At 38.0% G+C, this 19,031-nt stretch carries 14 protein-coding genes and 2 pseudogenes; 1 reads left to right on the top strand and 15 read right to left on the bottom strand.

Going from position 1 to position 19,031, the window contains the following annotated elements; all coding sequences use genetic code 11:
- The 14 genes and pseudogenes from HNQ69_RS07780 to gshB form a co-directional block, all read right to left on the bottom strand.
- Positions 1 to 120, bottom strand: a pseudogene (locus HNQ69_RS07780) (hemin-binding protein E); the annotation flags it as partial.
- A 339-nt stretch (positions 121 to 459) separates the two neighbouring features.
- Positions 460 to 1,293 carry an outer membrane protein gene (locus tag HNQ69_RS02455; protein WP_183228508.1) on the bottom strand — a complete coding sequence of 278 codons (834 nt, stop codon included), beginning with the start codon at positions 1,291 to 1,293 and terminating at the stop codon, positions 460 to 462.
- Between the two features lie 1,147 nt (positions 1,294 to 2,440).
- The gene (locus HNQ69_RS02450; protein ID WP_183228507.1) at positions 2,441 to 2,746 is read right to left on the bottom strand and encodes a hypothetical protein; all 306 of its coding nucleotides are present in this window, start codon (positions 2,744 to 2,746) and stop codon (positions 2,441 to 2,443) included.
- A gap of 909 nt (positions 2,747 to 3,655) precedes the next feature.
- Positions 3,656 to 4,276: a ribonuclease D gene (locus HNQ69_RS02445; RefSeq protein ID WP_183228506.1), complete on the bottom strand. Its 621-nt coding sequence runs from the start codon at positions 4,274 to 4,276 to the stop codon at positions 3,656 to 3,658.
- The gene (locus HNQ69_RS02440; protein WP_183228505.1) at positions 4,269 to 5,663 is read right to left on the bottom strand and encodes a M20/M25/M40 family metallo-hydrolase; all 1,395 of its coding nucleotides are present in this window, start codon (positions 5,661 to 5,663) and stop codon (positions 4,269 to 4,271) included. Before HNQ69_RS02440 ends, HNQ69_RS02445 begins: the two co-directional genes overlap by 8 nt.
- 74 nt (positions 5,664 to 5,737) lie before the next feature.
- Entirely contained in the window at positions 5,738 to 6,613 is an 876-nt protein-coding gene (gene mutM / locus HNQ69_RS02435) for a bifunctional DNA-formamidopyrimidine glycosylase/DNA-(apurinic or apyrimidinic site) lyase (protein ID WP_183228504.1), read from the bottom strand.
- Positions 6,614 to 6,671: 58 nt separating this feature from the next.
- The gene (locus HNQ69_RS02430; protein ID WP_183228503.1) at positions 6,672 to 7,919 is read right to left on the bottom strand and encodes an aminopeptidase; all 1,248 of its coding nucleotides are present in this window, start codon (positions 7,917 to 7,919) and stop codon (positions 6,672 to 6,674) included.
- A 28-nt stretch (positions 7,920 to 7,947) separates the two neighbouring features.
- A complete protein-coding gene (locus HNQ69_RS02425; protein ID WP_183228502.1) occupies positions 7,948 to 8,793 on the bottom strand; it encodes a cell wall hydrolase in 846 nt (281 codons plus the stop codon).
- A 554-nt stretch (positions 8,794 to 9,347) separates the two neighbouring features.
- Entirely contained in the window at positions 9,348 to 10,070 is a 723-nt protein-coding gene (phoU, locus tag HNQ69_RS02420; protein ID WP_183228501.1) for a phosphate signaling complex protein PhoU, read from the bottom strand.
- Between the two features lie 20 nt (positions 10,071 to 10,090).
- Positions 10,091 to 10,849 carry a phosphate ABC transporter ATP-binding protein PstB gene (gene pstB / locus HNQ69_RS02415; protein ID WP_183228500.1) on the bottom strand — a complete coding sequence of 253 codons (759 nt, stop codon included), beginning with the start codon at positions 10,847 to 10,849 and terminating at the stop codon, positions 10,091 to 10,093.
- A 59-nt stretch (positions 10,850 to 10,908) separates the two neighbouring features.
- The gene (gene pstA / locus HNQ69_RS02410) at positions 10,909 to 12,201 is read right to left on the bottom strand and encodes a phosphate ABC transporter permease PstA (protein ID WP_183228499.1); all 1,293 of its coding nucleotides are present in this window, start codon (positions 12,199 to 12,201) and stop codon (positions 10,909 to 10,911) included.
- The gene (pstC, locus tag HNQ69_RS02405) at positions 12,198 to 13,658 is read right to left on the bottom strand and encodes a phosphate ABC transporter permease subunit PstC (protein WP_183228498.1); all 1,461 of its coding nucleotides are present in this window, start codon (positions 13,656 to 13,658) and stop codon (positions 12,198 to 12,200) included. The genes pstA and pstC overlap by 4 nt, the downstream gene beginning before the upstream one ends.
- Positions 13,659 to 13,712: 54 nt before the next feature.
- Positions 13,713 to 14,759: a PstS family phosphate ABC transporter substrate-binding protein gene (locus HNQ69_RS02400; protein WP_183228497.1), complete on the bottom strand. Its 1,047-nt coding sequence runs from the start codon at positions 14,757 to 14,759 to the stop codon at positions 13,713 to 13,715.
- A gap of 156 nt (positions 14,760 to 14,915) precedes the next feature.
- The gene (gene gshB, locus HNQ69_RS02395) at positions 14,916 to 15,848 is read right to left on the bottom strand and encodes a glutathione synthase (RefSeq protein ID WP_183228496.1); all 933 of its coding nucleotides are present in this window, start codon (positions 15,846 to 15,848) and stop codon (positions 14,916 to 14,918) included.
- An 87-nt stretch (positions 15,849 to 15,935) separates the two neighbouring features.
- Between gshB and HNQ69_RS02390 the strand changes: the two genes are divergently transcribed.
- A complete protein-coding gene (locus HNQ69_RS02390; protein WP_183228495.1) occupies positions 15,936 to 16,724 on the top strand; it encodes a molybdopterin-synthase adenylyltransferase MoeB in 789 nt (262 codons plus the stop codon).
- 690 nt (positions 16,725 to 17,414) lie between these two features.
- Here HNQ69_RS02390 and HNQ69_RS07655 read toward each other — a convergent pair.
- Positions 17,415 to 18,550 (bottom strand): annotated as a pseudogene (locus HNQ69_RS07655) (MFS transporter).
- Between the last annotated feature and the right edge of the window lie 481 nt (positions 18,551 to 19,031).

Genomic DNA, 19,031 nt, shown 5'->3' with positions numbered 1-19,031 from the left:
GGCAGGGGCAGTTACAACTGCTGGCGCTGCGTCATGAGGAACGATAACATCAGCAGCTTGTACTGCAGAAGCTGAAATCAAAGCGATAACCGAAGTCGTCATTAAAGATTTTACATTCATAAATTTTGCTCCTAATTTATTTATGGTGCGATGCTACACGTTTTTTAAAAAAAAATCTGTAGTAAAAATGACACAGAAATACAAAATAGAGGCCCAATTTAGGAACAAGGCCTCTTAATAGTTCTATTTTCCACATAAATCGATAAGTTGCATATATGTAGAAGTTATTGAAATTAAACAATTAAATCAATATTTACTGTTTGTGCATCTCTTTTTAATAGAATCAATATGCAGGAACCTTCCACATAGGCAATAATATGTATTATATGACATAATAGCCACAAAAAACACCAAAGGCATTGTAAAAAACAAATTCTTAGCCATTGAGTTTACGACACATTAAAATTTATAGGCTACACCAACACGGAAATCATTGGTTTTGTACGAAATTTCAGATTTATCCTTTAAGAATTTCTTCTTACCAAAATCCGAGTAACGATATTCCGCACGGACAATAACATTATTGGTCATTGCCAAATCAACACCAGCGCCAAGGGTGTAACCAACAAACGTATTTTTTTCATCAGACAAATTACCAGAAGCAATGACTTTGTCCGTGTCCTTGTCTGTTATTGTTATAGATGCAATATCTTGAAGCTGTGTATAGGCAATACCGCCAGCAATATAAGGCATAAGGCGTTCAGCAGCAAAACCAATCCGTACCCGCGTAGCACCAGACCACTTTTCTTTAAAAGTGAAACTGCCAACACGCTTATCACCTGCTTGCAATGCATTTTTATCAATTTTAATGCCAGCCTTTTTCAGTATATTCGTAATATAGAGCACACGCTCTTGAACAATCGGGTCTGTTCTCCCCGTTTTCGTATCACTCTTACCAGACAAAACAACATCTGTATCAACACCTAAAATAAGACCATTGCCGAGATCAATATTGGAACCTGCATAAAGCCCCCCCATAAAACCTGACAGTTTGGGCAAATAGTCTTTATTCACGGGAATGGTTTTTCCTTTATTAATAATATTCATCTTTGTTTCACTCGAAAAACCACCAATCTGACCACCAATGTAAAGACCTGTCCAAGAAAAAGATGGAGCAACAATAGCCGGTGCAACAGGTGTAGGATTAGGGGAAACAATAACATCTGCTGCATGCGCGGCTGAAGCGGAAACAAAAGCGAAAGCAGAAGCTGTTATTAACCATTTCATATTCATAATTTTTCTCCATAGTTGAATATTTGAACACCGGACCTCATATAGAGCCCACTCTACAGATATCTGTAGCAAAAATGATACACTCATAAAAAAAACAAAATCTCTAGCAAAGAGGTGGATTTTTAAGTGGATTTGCAACAGTGAGAATTGAATCGCCTGACGTTAAAAGCATTAATCCTCCAAACACACTTTTACTGTTTATGAATTCTCTTAAAAAGCCTGAATAATGCTACTTTCCATAAAAACACACTGTATCGATTATTGAAAAATGTAATGCTTCCAAAGTATCCAAAAATAATGTCTTCAACTTTCACCATCCCATACCACATGTACAAACACGTGCTTAAACTGTCAGATTTTCCTCTTACAATTTTAAAGAAGCCTACATTGTAGATAAACAAAATCACTAAAACCACAAAGACTAAAAAACTAGAAAAAAATTATCCCTCTTCTGATGAATCCAGCATATTTTTGCTTAGAGTAGAACGCTTCACGCATTCATTATTACCATATCGCTTATTTCTATCTCTTCCAACTTTAGAAAACTTTTGCAGAGTATTTACAATTATAGAAATCTCATAGAAATGGTTCACAAACCACTTCCCTTATACCCTCCTCCAGGTGATAATCACACTCCCTCGACAACAAGACATTAGCGAGATAAACACTGAAAATTACATATAAACTTCCTCTCAAGTGAAGAAATTAAAGCAATACTCTGTTCACCAAGTGAAAATTCTCAGAGACCTTCAAACTCAACTTTGCTCAAAAAATACCACTCCCTCCCAAACAATCAATGCCAACTTTGAAAAAAGAAAACCTTAAACGTCTATAAGGAAAGTTCTCTCTGATGAAAATCAAAAACATTAAAAGTTTTTTGAACTCTAAAGACAGACTTCACGCCCCCACACATGCACGCCCTTACACTAGAGCCTCATTTTCACATCTCCACTTTTTTATTTATCGTCAAGAGCCCGATGCAGCTTACAGAAACGATATCGCGCCTCACTATATAAGTGGTGCCACACCCAAAAGCGGAATAAACAGTTCTCCCTACTTCTAAACTCGTAGAAATACCTTTATTCTCCAGATTCCACCGTTTACCAAGAGTAAAATAATACTTCTTAAGAGACTGCGGCTTCGCTTACTAAAAACTCATCGGACCTCGAGAGAGCGTTGGCCTTCTTGATCTTCCACCAGATCCTGAACCTCTTTTTCTTGACGAAGATGATACAGGTACCAACTCAACATCCACTTTCCATTGATCATTATCAAGATAAGGAGATCTCTCTTGAAAAACTTTATCTAAAGAACTTCTAACCTTTTCATTCAAAAGAAAATCGTTAAAAGATACTCCCTGCACCAGCTTTTGAGCAGTCATAAAACTTGCTCCTTGTGCTATAGATATTGAAGCAAAAGTAGCGAAAGCCGTAATAAAATATTTTGTGTTCATAAAACTATCTCCATAATAATATCATAATGGATTTTATATAGAGCCGTCACTTCAAACTTCCATAGAAAAATGATATATTAATAAATAAAAAGTGAGATCTCTCCAAAAATGCAGTTTTGTCGTTCTTTGATCTTAAAATAAACAGGAATTTTTGACCTGTACTAAGAAACCACTTGTTTTGTAAGCAATGCGTATATAATGTATCGCCACATATAAAACTAATTAGACAGGTGTTTACCAGTACATTTCTCCAATAGAGATATTTCGAATAAAAACATTCTGTATTGCTTAACGTAATTTCAACAGAATCCTATAGCAATTTTTTATGCAATATTATTATTCACCTTTTTTGCTACCATCCTCCACAAAACTATCTTTCCCTTTTTTAGAGAGCCAAAATAGAGACAATCATAAACATAAAATATATATTGATATATATGTGTGTTTTTATTTCTGCAATCTTCAAATTTAATAGCACTTACTCTATTAAGAATTATGGCACAAAACACCATCATCAAAATAGATTAAGAGCATAGAAAATATAAATGCCCATATTAATATATATGAGCATTTTATTCTGTTTTTTCATTAATCTTCTCCTCACCTTTAAAGGACAAGGATTCTTATCCGCATAAATCTGTAATAAGATTGGTTTTTCCTGATGGACTCTACCTGCTGATTACTTATGTAATTCTCGCTTCATAAACTCTATAGAGAAGTCCTATCCTAAACCTTCCATTCAAATTTATACTTCTACACTTAGTTGGTGCAAAAGAAAATGGAAATTAGACAGAAACGCTCTTGTATTTTATATGTATGAATATGCCTTATACGATTGTCCTAAAGCACAATGTTTTACGGCACTGCGGTTAACTCTTCCTACTCCGTTTAAGAAAAAAATCCTTAAACTCAGCTATGCGCAAAAATATCAACCTCCGACCATCCTAAAAGATCAAGTTTTGCCCTCATCGGCAAAAATTCAAAACATGCCTTTGCAACACTTTCGCGCTCTTCACGTCTTAAACGTTCTTCAAAGATGTCCTTTAAACGATGCAAATATAAAACATCCGATGCAGCATATTCAATTTGCGCACGTGATAAAGTTTCAGAAGCCCAATCCGAAGATTGCTGCTGCTTCGAAATATTCACATTTAGCAACTCACCACAAATTTCCTTTAATCCATGACGGTCCGTGTAGGTACGGGTGAGTTTTGAAGCAATTTTTGTACAAAAAACCACATCTGGCATAACACCAAATGTATGCGCTAAAATAGAAAGATCAAAACGCCCAAAATGAAATATTTTAGTAATTGTCTTATCTTCAAGCAATTTAACCAAATTAGGTGCACTCTTTTGTCCTTTAGCAATCTGTATAACGTCAGCAGTGCCATCTCCACAAGAAAGCTGAACAACACATAAACGATCACGATACGGTTGTAACCCTAAAGTCTCGGTATCAATCGCAACGGCATCAACTTGATAATTGTCTAAGTCTGGTAAATCCCCTTGATGAACGCGAATCTCAGCCATTTACCCCCCTATTTGCTAAAGCTACAAGAATTCTTGCCCACGACCGCTGCCCCTTATGGAACGATTTCAGATTATACTTTTCATTAGGCGAATGAATACGGTCATCCTCTAGCGCAAATCCAACCAAAACAGTTGCCATGCCAAGAATTGATTGAAAATCTCCAACAACCGGAATCGAACCACCCATAACTGTTAATAAAGCTGGATTACCCCATTCTTGTGATAAAGCATCCTTCGCTGCCTCGATAAAAGGCAAATTATAGGGAAGCTGAATCGCTGGAGCAGCACCATGTTCTTTAAATGCGACTGTACAGTCAGCAGGAAGAAGGCTGCACACATAACCTCGAAAAGCTTGGCGTATTTTCTGTGGATCCTGCTTATGTACTAAACGAAAAGACACTTTTGCACTCGCTTGAGAAGCAATAACTGTTTTAATCCCTTCTCCTTCATAGCCACCACTAATACCATTAATTTCTGCTGTAGGACGCGCCCAGACCAGTTCTAAAATGCTTCGCCCTTTTTCACCAGCAGGAATGGAAAGCCCTATAGGACCAAGAAAATTTTCAGCAGTGCAATTAAGCTCATTCCATGCTTGCAAAATATGTGGAGGTGTTTCTTCTACTCCATCATAAAAACTAGGAAGTGTGACCCGCCCATTTTCATCGTGAAGTCCTGCTAAAATCTTAGCTAAAATACGAATGGGGTTAGCTGCTGCTCCCCCAAAATAACCAGAGTGTAAATCACGATTAGCTGCTGTGATAATAACCTCTTCTGCTAAAATCCCCCGAAGAGCAACAGCAACAGACGGTGTATCGGCATCCCACATCGACGTGTCACAAACCAATGCACAATCAGCCTTAAGTTCATCCCTATTTGCTTTCAAAAAAGGAATAAGAGAAGGAGAAGCACTTTCTTCTTCACCTTCACATAAAACAGTAACTTTAACAGGAAGCTGCCCTGTCTCTTTCTTAAATGCACGACATGCTTCAATAAAAGTCATGAGCTGTCCTTTGTCATCTGAAGCTCCACGGGCACAAATAACTCTCTTTCCATCTCGTTCTTTTACAGAAGGTGTAAAAGGGTCGTCTTCCCATAAACTCAGCGGATCAACAGGTTGAACGTCATAATGTCCATAAAATAGTACATGCAGACAATCATCTGAAGGTCCTGGGTGATGCCCAACAACCATTGGATGCCCGGGTGTATCGCGGCGTGAAGCTTCAAAACCAATGCTTTTTAAATCCTCTACGAGCCAATCAGCTGCTTTACGACATTCATCCTTATAAGCTGTATCTGTAGAAATCGATTGAAAACGTAAAAGAGAAAAAAGGCGTTCAAGGCTCTTTTCTATATTCTCATCCAGATGTGTTAGTACTTTATTCAGCATAAAAAAATTCTCAGCCTTCATGTAATTATAGAGACGACTTTAAGCCTCTTGTAGGATTTTGCAAGATACCTTATTCACTTTTGACACTGTGAACAGTAAAAACTGGACCGTCCCGACTGCAAAATACGTATAATAGGCGTTCCACATTGTAAGCATTCCTTGTCCTCTCGTCCATAAACCGAAAAAGTATGTTGAAAATAACCAAGTGATCCATCAACATGCATATAATCACGTAAAGAAGATCCACCAGACAAAATTGCTTCAGTAATCACATTGCGTATATTATTTGCTAAAGAATCTGCCAATTCGCGTGCATGTTTAGTTTTCAGGGCTAATGTAAACGCACCACGTTGTGGAGATAAACGACTACGCCAAAGCGCTTCGCAAGCATAAATATTCCCAAGTCCCGCAACAATAGACTGATCAAGCAAAACGCTCTTAAGGGATATTTTTTTATTAACAAAGGCTTCTTGTAAATAACGACCAGAAAACGCATTACTCATAGGCTCAATCCCTAGCTTTTTTAAAAGCGGATGATCATAAAGCTTTCTTGTATCTACTAAAAGCATAAATCCAAAACGACGAGTATCATTATAAATAAGGCGATAAATTTTGCCATCCTTAGCCTGAATATCCATAATAAAGTGATCATGCCTAACAAATTTCTCTGTAGGAAAAAGTGTTTTTCTTAAAAAATTATCCTCTATGCGCCATGATCCTGACATTCCTAAATGGCTTAAAATCGTTTCATTCTGAGAAAGATGAAACAACAAATATTTTGCACGCCGACCAAGTCCCACGATCATCCGCCCCATAAGCCGCTCAGAAAACTTCTCTGGAAAAGGAAATCGCAAATCTCTACGATTAAGCGTAATAGATATAATCTTTGCATCAGTTACTACTGGCTCTAGCCCACAACGAACCGTTTCTACTTCAGGAAGTTCAGGCATCCATCTTCCTTAATAATTACGCGCTTTCCAACAAAATACTATAAAAAAACAAGAATATTTAAACCCATTCACCCTTACGAAATACAGGAACCTTTGTGCCGTCTTGCGTAATACCATCTATGTCGATTTCACCTGACCCAATCATCCAGTCAATATGAATCACACTTTTATTACCGCCACGCGCGGCAATCTCCTCTGTCGTCAACGATGCTCCATCTAAAAAGCATTTGGAATAACACTGCCCTAAAGCAATATGACATGCAGCATTTTCATCAAATAATGTATTATAAAAAAGAAGACCACTTTTAGAAATCGGTGAAGAATGGGGGACAAGAGCGACTTCACCCAATCGACTTGCACCCTCATCACTTTGCAAAACCTGTTGCAAAACTTCCTGCCCCGTCGAAGCACAAGCATCAACAATACGCCCTGCTTCAAACCGTACTTCAATATTATCAATCAGTGCTCCTTGGTAGGAAAGTGGCTTCGTTGAACGAACAAAACCTTCAACTTTATGAGCATGAGGAGTAGTAAATACTTCTTCTGTTGGAATATTAGGATTGCAGACAACACCATTTTGAGCAACTGATGCACCACCATGCCATTCATGATCATCTGCCAAACCAACTATTAAATCAGTTCCTGGCCCTGTAAAATGCAAAGCAGAAAAACGCTGCTCATTAAGCCAAGATGATCGTTGCTTCAAAGTCGCATTATGCACAGCCCACGCAAGCATCGCATCCTCTTCTGTAACACGTGAAGCAGAAAAAATTGCATCAGCTAACTTCTTAATAGCCTCATGAAGTGGTAAAGAAGGGAACATCACCTCAGCCCACCCAGCTGTTGGATAAGCAGCAATTGACCAGTTCATAGAAAAATTCGATATTTTTTTGAGAGCAGGCTGATAAGCTATTGAAGTAGCCTTATTTAAACGTGCAACTTTATCAAAATCTTGATTGGAAAGCAGCAAAGGATTATCACCAACAATAGCTAAACGCGCAGCCCCATTTTCAAAAGCCTTCGCCATTCCCTCATACAACCAAGAAGGTGCACAATCAAAACTAGCATTATGCGCATTTTTAAACCGTGTAAGCGATAACATATCATCACTAAAAAGTGGTGTAATCACACCAACGCCAGCTTTATAAGCATGGTATGCAATACGACGAACAAAAGGTAACGCTGAAGCTGGAGCAGTCAAAACAAGATCTTGCCCTTCTTGTAAATTCAGCCCAACTTTTACCGTAATTTCTGCAAGACGATTAAGCATTTCAGGAGAAATTGCTTCGTGAATATCAAAGTACATTACCAATATCTTCTTTAATTTTGCAAAATTACCGACTGTACCGTTTTTCTAACATTGCAACAACTGCATTTAACTGCTCTGATGAAGGTATAGAATAGGCCATAATTGCTTTACTTTCCTCTTCCTTTTCGACACGACGTGGTGCATATGTGGGAATGGGAACCTTATTAAGTTGTACGACAAAAAAAGACGCGGGATGCATCTTTTTCGCCTGCACTAATTCTATTGAAGGAGATATATTTTGTGTTTCTTCTGTTTTTATTTCTTTACCTTTTAAGTTTGCATCCATGAAACTCAGTACATTGCCAGAACGTTCTTGGGCAAAAGCATAAGCAACATCATAAGGACGATCATTCGTAGGAACTTGGAGCGATCCATCACGTGAGCGCTTTTCATAAAAGGCATTTCCTCCCACAACACGAACATAGTGCATGTTTTTATAAGGAAAATATAAACCTGCGGTATGAAAAAACTTAGCATTTTTAAGTTTCTTATCTCGTTTGCCGCGTAAAACAGCATCAGCAGCCTCTCTAGCACGGGCAACAGATGCAGGCTCCGTCATAGGACGTGTTAAAACACCGGGAGCAAACTGCTTGTACTGACCAACGACACCACAAATTGTTTTTGGATAGGCGGTTGAATTAACACGATTCATAACAACCGTTCCAACAGCAACCATTCCTTCAAAGCTTGTACGATTTGATTCAAAATACATTGCACGCATAAGGCATTGACGCTCAGTCAATGGATGGATTGCTGTTTTCGTCTTCTTATTATCCTTGACTTTACCAAGACCCAAATGATTTGCACATCCTACGATATTAAACGGGACCAAAAAACAGATAATAAAAAAAGTCCAATAATTTTTTTTCATTTTATACAACACATTCCTATATCTTTGAATGTTCAAAATTTAAACAATTTTTAAATGTATCTCCAAAGCAAGTATACGATTAATTGTTACTACTTAATAAAATTTTAATACAAGTAGTAATTAAACTCTGTCTATGTGAAATAAAAATGAAAGCTTCTAATTTATGGTTCAATATTACCATTGTTATGAACGAATCTAGCCAGACAAAATTAATACTCAAGCTTCAACCGCGATAAACTATTATCCTCCAAAACTCTCAAACAGTTTTATACACAACAAATTATTGTAATAAAACTATCTGCGTCAATATTGAAAAAATTGATCAGAAAGCAATTTTCCCTCCCACCAAAATATAAATTGGTGATATTATCCATGCACCCAATCTATTAAATTAAGATTTTAAAATTTGTAGTATTGGCTTGAAAATATTCTAGATTATTTCGTTGCTCTTGCCTATGAGCTCTATATTATATTCCTCCTACAGCCATGCTGCAACAAAACACCTTTTTTATCTTTAACAACAAACTCATTTTAGATATCTTAAGAGAAAAACTTTAATCTATTTTCTTTTTACCTACCCCAACTTTATAGGTAAGATCATCACGAGGACGATCCGAAGACATATTGTACCCCGTTATAATATAATGTAACATTTCAGCAATATTAGTGACATGATCACCAATTCGTTCAATATTTTTTAAACAAAAAAGTAAATGCGTACAAACCGTAATATTACGCTTATCGTCTGTCATATAAGTCAAAAGCTCACGAAAAAGAGAAGTATACAGAGCATCAATTTTACCATCACGCTCACGTACTGCGTCAACACGCTCTAAAAAACGACTCGTATAAGCACTTAATACTTCTTTTAACTGATTAAGTGCTAAAGCTGTAATCGTTTCAAGCCCATGATAAAAAGTAGCAGATTGACGTATTTCTGAAACTGCTACCGTCCGCTTTGCAATGTTTTTGGCCATATCTCCAATCCGCTCAAGATCAGAAGAAATACGAATAGCACCGATAATTTCTCGCAAGTCAACAGCCATAGGCTGACGTTTACAAATAATGGTAATTGCTTTTTCATCAATGTCACGCTCTGCTTCATCTAAAAACAAATCATCGGTAATAACTCTCGTCGCAAGTTCAAGATCACTACACACAATCGATGCAACAGAACGCTCAATCATTTTTTCTGCATGACCACCCATTTCTGTGATTCTTGCTTTTAAATATTTTAGTTCTGCATCATAAGAACGAACAGTGTGGTTCATAGCCATTTTTATACTCCTCAATTCACCTATCCAAAACGCCCCGTAATATAATCTTGCGTACGTTGTTCTTTTGGTGAAGTGAAGATCATTTCAGTCGCACCAACTTCTACCAAATGCCCCAAATGAAACATGGCTGTATATTGAGAAACGCGTGCCGCCTGTTGCATGGAGTGTGTCACAATAACAATTGTATAATTTTGTCGTAATGCATCTATAAGCTCTTCAATACGTGCCGTCGCAATTGGATCAAGAGCTGAGCAAGGCTCATCCATCAAAATAACTTCAGGACTAACAGCAATGGCACGCGCAATACACAAGCGCTGTTGTTGTCCTCCTGATAAACTTGTTCCTGCCTCATGAAGACGGTCTTTTACTTCTTCAAATAACCCTGCCTGTCTCAAACTCTTTTCCACCACTTCATGCAATTCAGCACGCGACTTAACTAAACCATGAATGCGTGGCCCATAGGCAACATTCTCAAAAATAGATTTTGGAAAAGGACTGGGCTTTTGAAAAACCATACCAACACGGGCACGCAATTCTACAACATCAACTCGCGAGTCATAAATATTCTCTCCGTCTAAGGTAATCAGACCCGTTACTTTAGCACCTTCAATTGTATCATTCATACGATTAAAACAACGCAGAAAAGTTGATTTTCCGCAACCTGAAGGACCTATCAAAGCCGTGACTTTATGTTCAGGGATATCAAGAGTAATACCATGAAGTGCTTCTTTTTCCCCATAAAAAACCTTCACATCTTGACCGCGCATTTTAACTTTCATTACAAAAACTCACCTTACTTTAAAACACAAACCTTATTGAAATTAATGCTTTATCGAAGTTACTGGCGTCGTTCAAATCGTCGACGTAAAAAAACAGCAGAAATATTCATAACCGCAAGGAAAATCATTAATACAATAATAGCACCTGATGTCTTCTCAACAAAAGCGCGCTCTGCTTCACCTGCCCACATAAAAATTTGAACCGGCAAAGCCGTTGCTGAATCCATGGGTGTAGTAGGAATATTGACAACAAAAGCAGCCATCCCAATCAAAAGTAAAGGAGCTGTTTCCCCAAGAGCCTGCGCCACACCAATAATTGTGCCCGTCAAAATACCAGGTGCCGCTAAAGGAAGAACATGGTGAAAAACCATTTGTGTTTTTGATGCCCCCAACCCTAAAGCTGCTGCACGAATAGAGAAAGGGACAGCACGCAAAGCAGAACGTGTCGCTATAATAATTGTTGGGAGCGTCATAAGAGCCAACACAAGACCACCAACGAAAGAAGCTGAACGTGGTAGCCCCAAAAAATTAACAAAAACAGCAAGTCCTAAAAGACCAAAAATGATCGAAGGAACAGCGGCAAGATTATTGATATTAACCTCAAGAAAATCTATAAATTTATTTTTGCGTGCATATTCTTCTAAATAAAGAGCCGTTGCTATCCCTATTGGAAGTGAAATCACTAAAACTATAGCTATCATGTAAAGAGAGCCAATTATTGCAACACTCAATCCTGCAGTCTCAGGGCGGCTGGAAGCACCAAATGTAAAAAAACCCAAATTAAATGTTTTATAAAGGATACCATCATAGGCTAAGCGTTTCATCCATGCTATTTGGCGATCAGAAACTTTGCGATTTTTTTCTGCTACATGCAAATCAATCTGCCCTTTATAAGCAGAATCAATATCTGCTGCCGCCAAGACTTTGATTTTTTGTGTCGTTCCAATTAACTTTGGATTCTTTGTTACCATTTCACGAAGTTGAACGCGGACTCTACTTGAAAACATATGGTTAACATCCCGCAACGATGCCCTATCATTTTGGTCTATATCAAGCTTTTTTACCAAAGCATTTCGTACAAGAAGCGGATAATTAGCAGTTATGAGCACCTGTGGACTTGTTGCACGCTGACCACTTGGATCAATAACCTTCTCATCCAAATAAATCGGTAATATCATTTCACTTTGAAAAAAAGCTGTATAACCCTGACTTATGATAGACCATAAAAGCGCAAATAAAAAAAATAAACCAATAAAAATAGCAATCAAACCATACGCTCGGAAACGACGTTCAGCCCAATATCGACGTTTAAGACCAACATTGCGACGAGGAAAAAAAAGGTCTTCATTCATTCATATTGTTCCCGATATTTACGCACAATGTAAAGAGCAAGAATATTCATCAAAAGAGTCATCACAAAAAGTGTCATTCCTAAAGCGAAAGCCACAAGAGTTTGGGGAGAATTAAACTCAAAATCACCTGTCAATTGGTTAACAATCTTAACAGTCATCGTGGTCATTGCTTCGAATGGATTAAGTGTTAAGTTCGCTGCAACACCTGCCGCCAAAACCACAATCATCGTCTCTCCAATTGCACGTGATGCTGTCAATAAAATTGCCCCCATAATCCCTGGAAGCGCAGCCGGTATAACCACTTTCTTAATTGTTTCAGATTGCGTTGCTCCTAAACCATAAGATCCTTCGCGTAAAAAACGCGGAACAGCTGTTATAACATCATCCGACAAAGAGGAAACAAAAGGAATCAACATAATTCCCATCACAACTCCAGCGGTTAAAACACTTTGGGCCATAATAAAACCAACACCATCAGAGAGAGAAACAGAGAGATCCCGTAAAAATGGTCCGACAACCTTCAAAGCAAAAAAGCCATAAACAATAGTTGGAATACCAGCAAGCACTTCCAACAACGGCTTCACAATTGATCGTAATCGAGGAGAGGCATATTCAGCCATATAAAGAGCTGAAAATAATCCAATAGGAACAGCAAAAAACATTGCTACAAATGCAATATACACTGTGCCTGCCAGAAGCGGTATTAAACCAAATTGCCCCACTTCATCCCCCAAACCGCTCGCTGAAAAACGTGGGTCCCAAACCGTTCCAAAAAAGAAGTTTGAAAAGGGTACAGACTGAAAAAAACTGACCGTCTGAAAAAACATGGAGAGTGCAATGGCTGCTGTTGTCAAGACTGCAACGATAGACGCACACACCAATCCGCTAACAATTAAATACTCAACCTTATTGCGTGCACGTTGACGCGGAGAAGTTTGTACAACTCCACAAATGAAACCACCAAATGCAATAGCAAAAAGGAGGCTATGACCAATAAACTGTAATTTTTTAGAACAATGAACCCATGACTGTGCTATCCTTAACACATCATCTGATACCTCAGAAGACAAAAAAATCCCTTTTGTGAGTAATTGTGCTCGCACTTCTTCATATGAAGCGGTAGCAAAATCTCCCTCAAAACGATGAATATTTTTGATTAGACTGCGGATAGAACTCAAAAGAAGATCATGATTAGAAACCTCTATTACGCCCGCACTAGACGCATAAACTTCTCGAGAAGCAATATATTCTAAATAAATTATACTCCCAACATCCCAAAAAAATAAAAAAATAACGGCTGGAATAACAGTCATCAAAAATGTCCACCAACCGTAATAATACGCGCGAGAATGCATCTTGTATTGTGCATATTCAAGAGTACGAGCCCGCATATAAGAAATAAAAAAACCCAAAAAACTAAGAACCAATAATAGAAAAATAATGAAGGAAATGCGCATATTGTCTTTCAAGTTTTATAAAAAGCAGCAGAGGAAATGCTTCAATTCAGAAAATTATTTCAAAGTCATCACTTTACCAGAAGAAAAAGCAGAACGCTGCGCTTGGCGCTCCTTTTCAGAAACAACAACCAAACCATATTCAGCTAAGGGGCTATCTGGACCAATCATCTGATCAGAAAGAAAAAAGTCAACATATTCCCGCAAACCAGGAACAAAACTTAAATGTGCCTTCTTAACATAGAAAAAAAGTGGACGGGAAATCGGATATTCCCCACGGGAAATTGTTTCAACGGTTGGCGCAAAACCATTAATCTTTGCAACTTTTAGCTTATCAGCATTATTTTGATAAAAAGACAAACCAAAAACACCAATCCCTGTTTTATTAGAAGTCAGACGTGCAAATGTTTCAGAATAGTCACCATCAATATCAATAGCCTTACCATCTTTACGTACGGTAACACAAGCAGCATGTATCGCCTTATCATCCATTCCTAAAACCTTCATTGCCTCAACTGCTCCACTAGCTTTACAGCCTGCAGCTAGCAATTCCTCTTCAAAAACTTCACGCGTTCCATGCTTCTCTCCAGGAATATAAACTGCAATCGTCCAATCAGGAAAAGCCCTATTAACTGCCTTCCATTTCGAAACGTTATTGGGCTGCAATTTTCCGTCTACCATAATATGAGCAGCAAGTGCTCTATAAATATCTACTGGTTGTAAATTCCAATCAGGGCCATTTATATCTGTTGCAAAAATAATGCCATCATACCCGATACGTATTTCCTCAATATCTTTTATACCGGCATCAAAGCAAGACTGCAATTCACCAAACTTCATTGCCCGTGAAGCATTAACGATATCAATTGCATTTTCCCCAATACCACGACAAAACTCCTTAATACCAGCTCCTGTTCCACCCGATTCGATAACTGGAACCTTAAAATGAGGATAAATTTCTCCAAATATCTCAGCAACGATCTTTTGATAAGGTAAAACTGTAGATGAACCCGTAATTTGTATTTGATCGCGCGCATTCCCAACATCAACGGACAAAAATACTGCGAACACCAGTCCTACTCCAACTGATAATACTCTGCTCATCCATAAACTCCTCAGATTTTGAGCCAAGACATTTTACTCGTATCATACAATAATCTGAATTGTAATGCACATTTGTAGTATGAGACATAAAAAAACGTGTCGTTGATCATTTTTTCACAAAATTATGTTTTGGCTCCTTGTCTTAAAAAATTAATTTTAACGTTTGAATTCAATGATATCCCAGAAAAGATGCGCAACGTCTGCCCCACCGAAACGTTTAATTTCACGAATTCCAGTAGGAGATGTCACATTGATTTCTGTTATATAATCTCCAATTACATCAATGCCCACAAGAAGAAGACCACGTTCCTTTAAGGCTGGACCAATACGCTCACAAATCTCATAATCACGTTTTGTTAAATCAACATTTTCCGCACGACCACCAACATGCATATTAGAGCGAACATCTGTTTCTGCAGCAATCCGATTAATTGCACCAACAGGAGTACCGTCAAGCAAAATAATCCGTTTATCCCCTTGTCGCACTGCATCTAAATAGCGCTGGACAATAAAAGGTTCGCGATAATTTTGTGCAAACATTTCCAAGAGCGACATTAAATTGTGATCATCTTCTTTCAAATAGAAAACACCGGATCCCCCACTGCCATAGAGTGGTTTTATAATAATGTCCCCAAACTCAGCTCTAAAAGCCATTATTTCTTCAATGTTTTTCGTAATTAACGTCTCTGGCACCAAATCAGGAAATTCAGTTACAAAAATTTTTTCTGGACTGTTGCGCACCCATGCTGGGTCATTCACAACGAGCGTCTTAGGATGAATACGTTCTAAAAAATGCGTTGTGGTAATATAATTGAGATCAAAAGGCGGATCTTGGCGTAAAAGAACCACATCCATATCACTCAATTGTGTGCGAAAAGATTTCCCTAATTCATAATGCTTTCCCTCTTCATCATGCACTTTCAATGGTTCTAGATGTACAATGACACAACCATCGCACATTGATAAATAATCTGGTGTATAATGAAAAAGAGAATGTCCACGTTCTTGTGCCGCTAAAGCAAGTGCAAATGTTGTATCTCCTTGAATCCGGACTGTTGAAATATGGTCCATCTGAATGGCAACTTTCATAAATAAAACCTCCCTATACTAAAAGCAGACTAGTTTATGCGCTAGAAACTTGGTAAACAATAAAAGGACTATGACAAGAGAAAGCCCATGACACAAGAAGCGGGTACAAAATTAAGTAACGAAGAAATCGAACGCTACGCGCGCCATATCATTTTGCCTGAAATTGGTGGTGCAGGACAACAAAAGCTTAAAGCTGCACGCGTTCTTGTTGTTGGCGCGGGTGGTCTTGGTTCTCCTGTTCTCACCTATTTGGCTGCTGTAGGTGTTGGTACCCTTGGAATTGTTGATGACGATACCGTTGCACTTTCTAATTTACAACGCCAAGTTATCCACAAAAACAGCACAATTAATCAATTTAAAATTGATAGTGCAAAAGCCTCTATAAAAGCAATAAACCCCCATATTATAGTTGAAAAATATAATATGCGCTTGGACAAAAGTAATGTGGATAAACTCCTCAATATCTACCACATCATTGTTGATGGAAGTGATAATTTTGCCACACGCTATCTGCTTGCTGATCACGCTGCCCAATGCAAAAAACCTTTAATAAGCGGCGCTGTAGGGCGTTTTGACGGTTCTCTGACGGTGCTCATGCCTTATAAAGACAACAATCCTCACTATCGTGACCTTTTTCCCAATCCGCCAGCTCCCGGTACTATCCCGACATGTTCTGAAAGTGGAATCATCGGTGTTTTACCCGGGGTGATCGGGACACTACAAGCAATGGAAGCCATTAAGCTTATTACAAATATTGGCGAACCGTTAGTGGGAAAAATTCTCCTCTATAATGGATTATCTGCACAATTTAATGTCATTACCTATAAACGATCAGATTCCAATGCGAATGCAACAGCCATCAAGGTTTGTGTATAAGAATTTGAGGATAATAAAAATACGATCAGCAGAACTGCCTTTAATCATTTCCCCATTGCGCACACCAATTAACTTCTCCTTCATGGGCAAGCGTTTTGACAATTTTTAAATCATGCCTCATAAACAGATAATCTAAATGGATATTTAGGTTGTAAATGACGCAAAAGATCAATGGTCTATGTCTGCACACATTTAAACACTAGGAGAAAACTTCAACTCCTTAAGCATAATAAAACATGGCGTGAAGATTGAGTGCGCATGAGAGGAGCAATCCGCTATCTCTTTCCACTAAAAACTCATGTGGATAACATGCGTGAAAAGAAACAAGACCAGCCTCATGTAAAGCCTCAATATATCAATGATCTTCTCTTTTTCCATATTCTCAAGGCTTCTGAGAAGTTTTTTTCTCTACACTTTTGAATAAAAGCAAAATTGCAGTTTTTAAAAGAAATCTTAGAAACTATGTTCAGTGAAATAAACCAAATTTAACAGGACAGAATTCTGTATGATTTCAGTGCGCTTTATTTAGTAAATTACGATATAGAAAAATTTCTGGCAGCAGATTATCCTGTTTTATTAGTAAAACAAATCCTGATTGTTTTCTCGGTCTATAAACTTCAGAAGCAATCATTTTTCAGCTGTATTTGTAATATGGTTTTCTTCCAATATAGCTTTTGGAGAGGATTTCATTCATCTCATGACGACCAATCCGCACATAAAAAAGTTAAAATGGTAGTACAAGGTAATAAGAGGGTAAAATTTTTGCAGGAATAAAAGAGAGGACGTTTAATATAGCTACGGAAAATATTCTTCTGCTAAAAGATATAGCACCAACAATGTCAGAAATATGTTGGGTTTATTCTTTCTTAAGTTCAGAGAAAAACAAGCTTTTTGCGCCGATCCGTACAGTACAAATAAATAAAACGAGAAGGCGATAACCGACGCAGCAATTTGCTGGCTATAGACGAAAAAATAAAGTGCAACACACATGAGAGCAGAGAAGAACGAAAAATATTTTACAGAACTTTTATATTTTTTATCAATAACATGATATTTAGACAGCAGTAAATTGGAAAAATATTGCGCTGAGAAGGCCCCAATATGGCAGAACATCAGTACCAGTATCTGCGAGCCATTGAGGTGATCAATCTTTCCACTGGAGAGTATTATCGGTTACCAGAAGTGATAGATAACTTGAATACCGACACTGAAAAGGCACATCAGAAAAATAAACCACACTCCTCCTCCCACGGTGTTTTGAAAAATCCAGAGGGTTTCCTTAGCATGTTGCACAATCGTTTTTGTTTTTATCCCTTCGCTCTCCGACGTTTTTTCTTCAGAAATAACAAGGAATATAAAGAAAATCATTCACATCATCAGGTATGAAATGATATATCCTATGAAATATTGTCCAGAGTAGTAGCTCGTTGCAATTCCTACGATACCGCTGATAATGCTACCGAAAGAGTTTATCTGATGAGAGAGATGAGCATAATGCGAAAAGCGATCCTGTTTGTTGCCTAGAGAATGGTAAATCCAGCCATCAATGGTACTGACAATGAGGTAAACTCCTGCAGCATAAAGGATTTGCGCAATAGTAAGGACTATCACATTGGGGGCTTGAAGGGATAGCGGATAAAACAATCACGTCATAAACACTTCAGCCGTAACAGAACAGAGTATTTACGCTGATATCTGTCAGCTAAAACAGCACAGGGAACATCAAGAAGCAAAACGGTTACCGAAAAGGTGACTTGAAGCAGAGCCAATTGGGAAAGGCTAACACCCATAGACATTAAAAAGGTATGGTAAACACCAATCAGCATCCGTACTGCGTGGTAAGATCCATAGCGAGTATTCGAGGTTTGTTCATTATTATTCTGTTCCACAAACTTTGCAATGAGGGTTCTTCTTTAGAGAAAACGCTCTTCTATGAAAAGTTTGCTACTCCAGATCCCTACATAGCGATCCGTGGAAAGCAGAGTGCCACAACCACCCAAAAATTTAAGAGCATCGTTAGCACAAATGGCAGCTGAAAGAGTATTCACCAGAGGAAACGTTGCAACTTTAAAATTATGATTAATAGCAGCGCAAACCTCATAGATTAAATCATTGCTTTTTTCGGGGAGATTTGCTATGGATAAGCTGCATGCATAATAACCTGTTTTTCTAGGAATGTAAAAAGGTCAAAGTACAGTGATGTCATTGACATAGTCGTAGAATTTATATAAGCTTGTTGATTTTTTACACACCATTCGTTTATCCATGACACCAGATGGTCATGTTCATCAGCAGAAATATCCAAAA

Source organism: Bartonella callosciuri (genome assembly GCF_014203215.1).
GTDB classification, from domain to species: Bacteria; Pseudomonadota; Alphaproteobacteria; order Rhizobiales; family Rhizobiaceae; genus Bartonella; species Bartonella callosciuri.
This window is presented reverse-complemented; position numbering and strand designations above follow the sequence as displayed.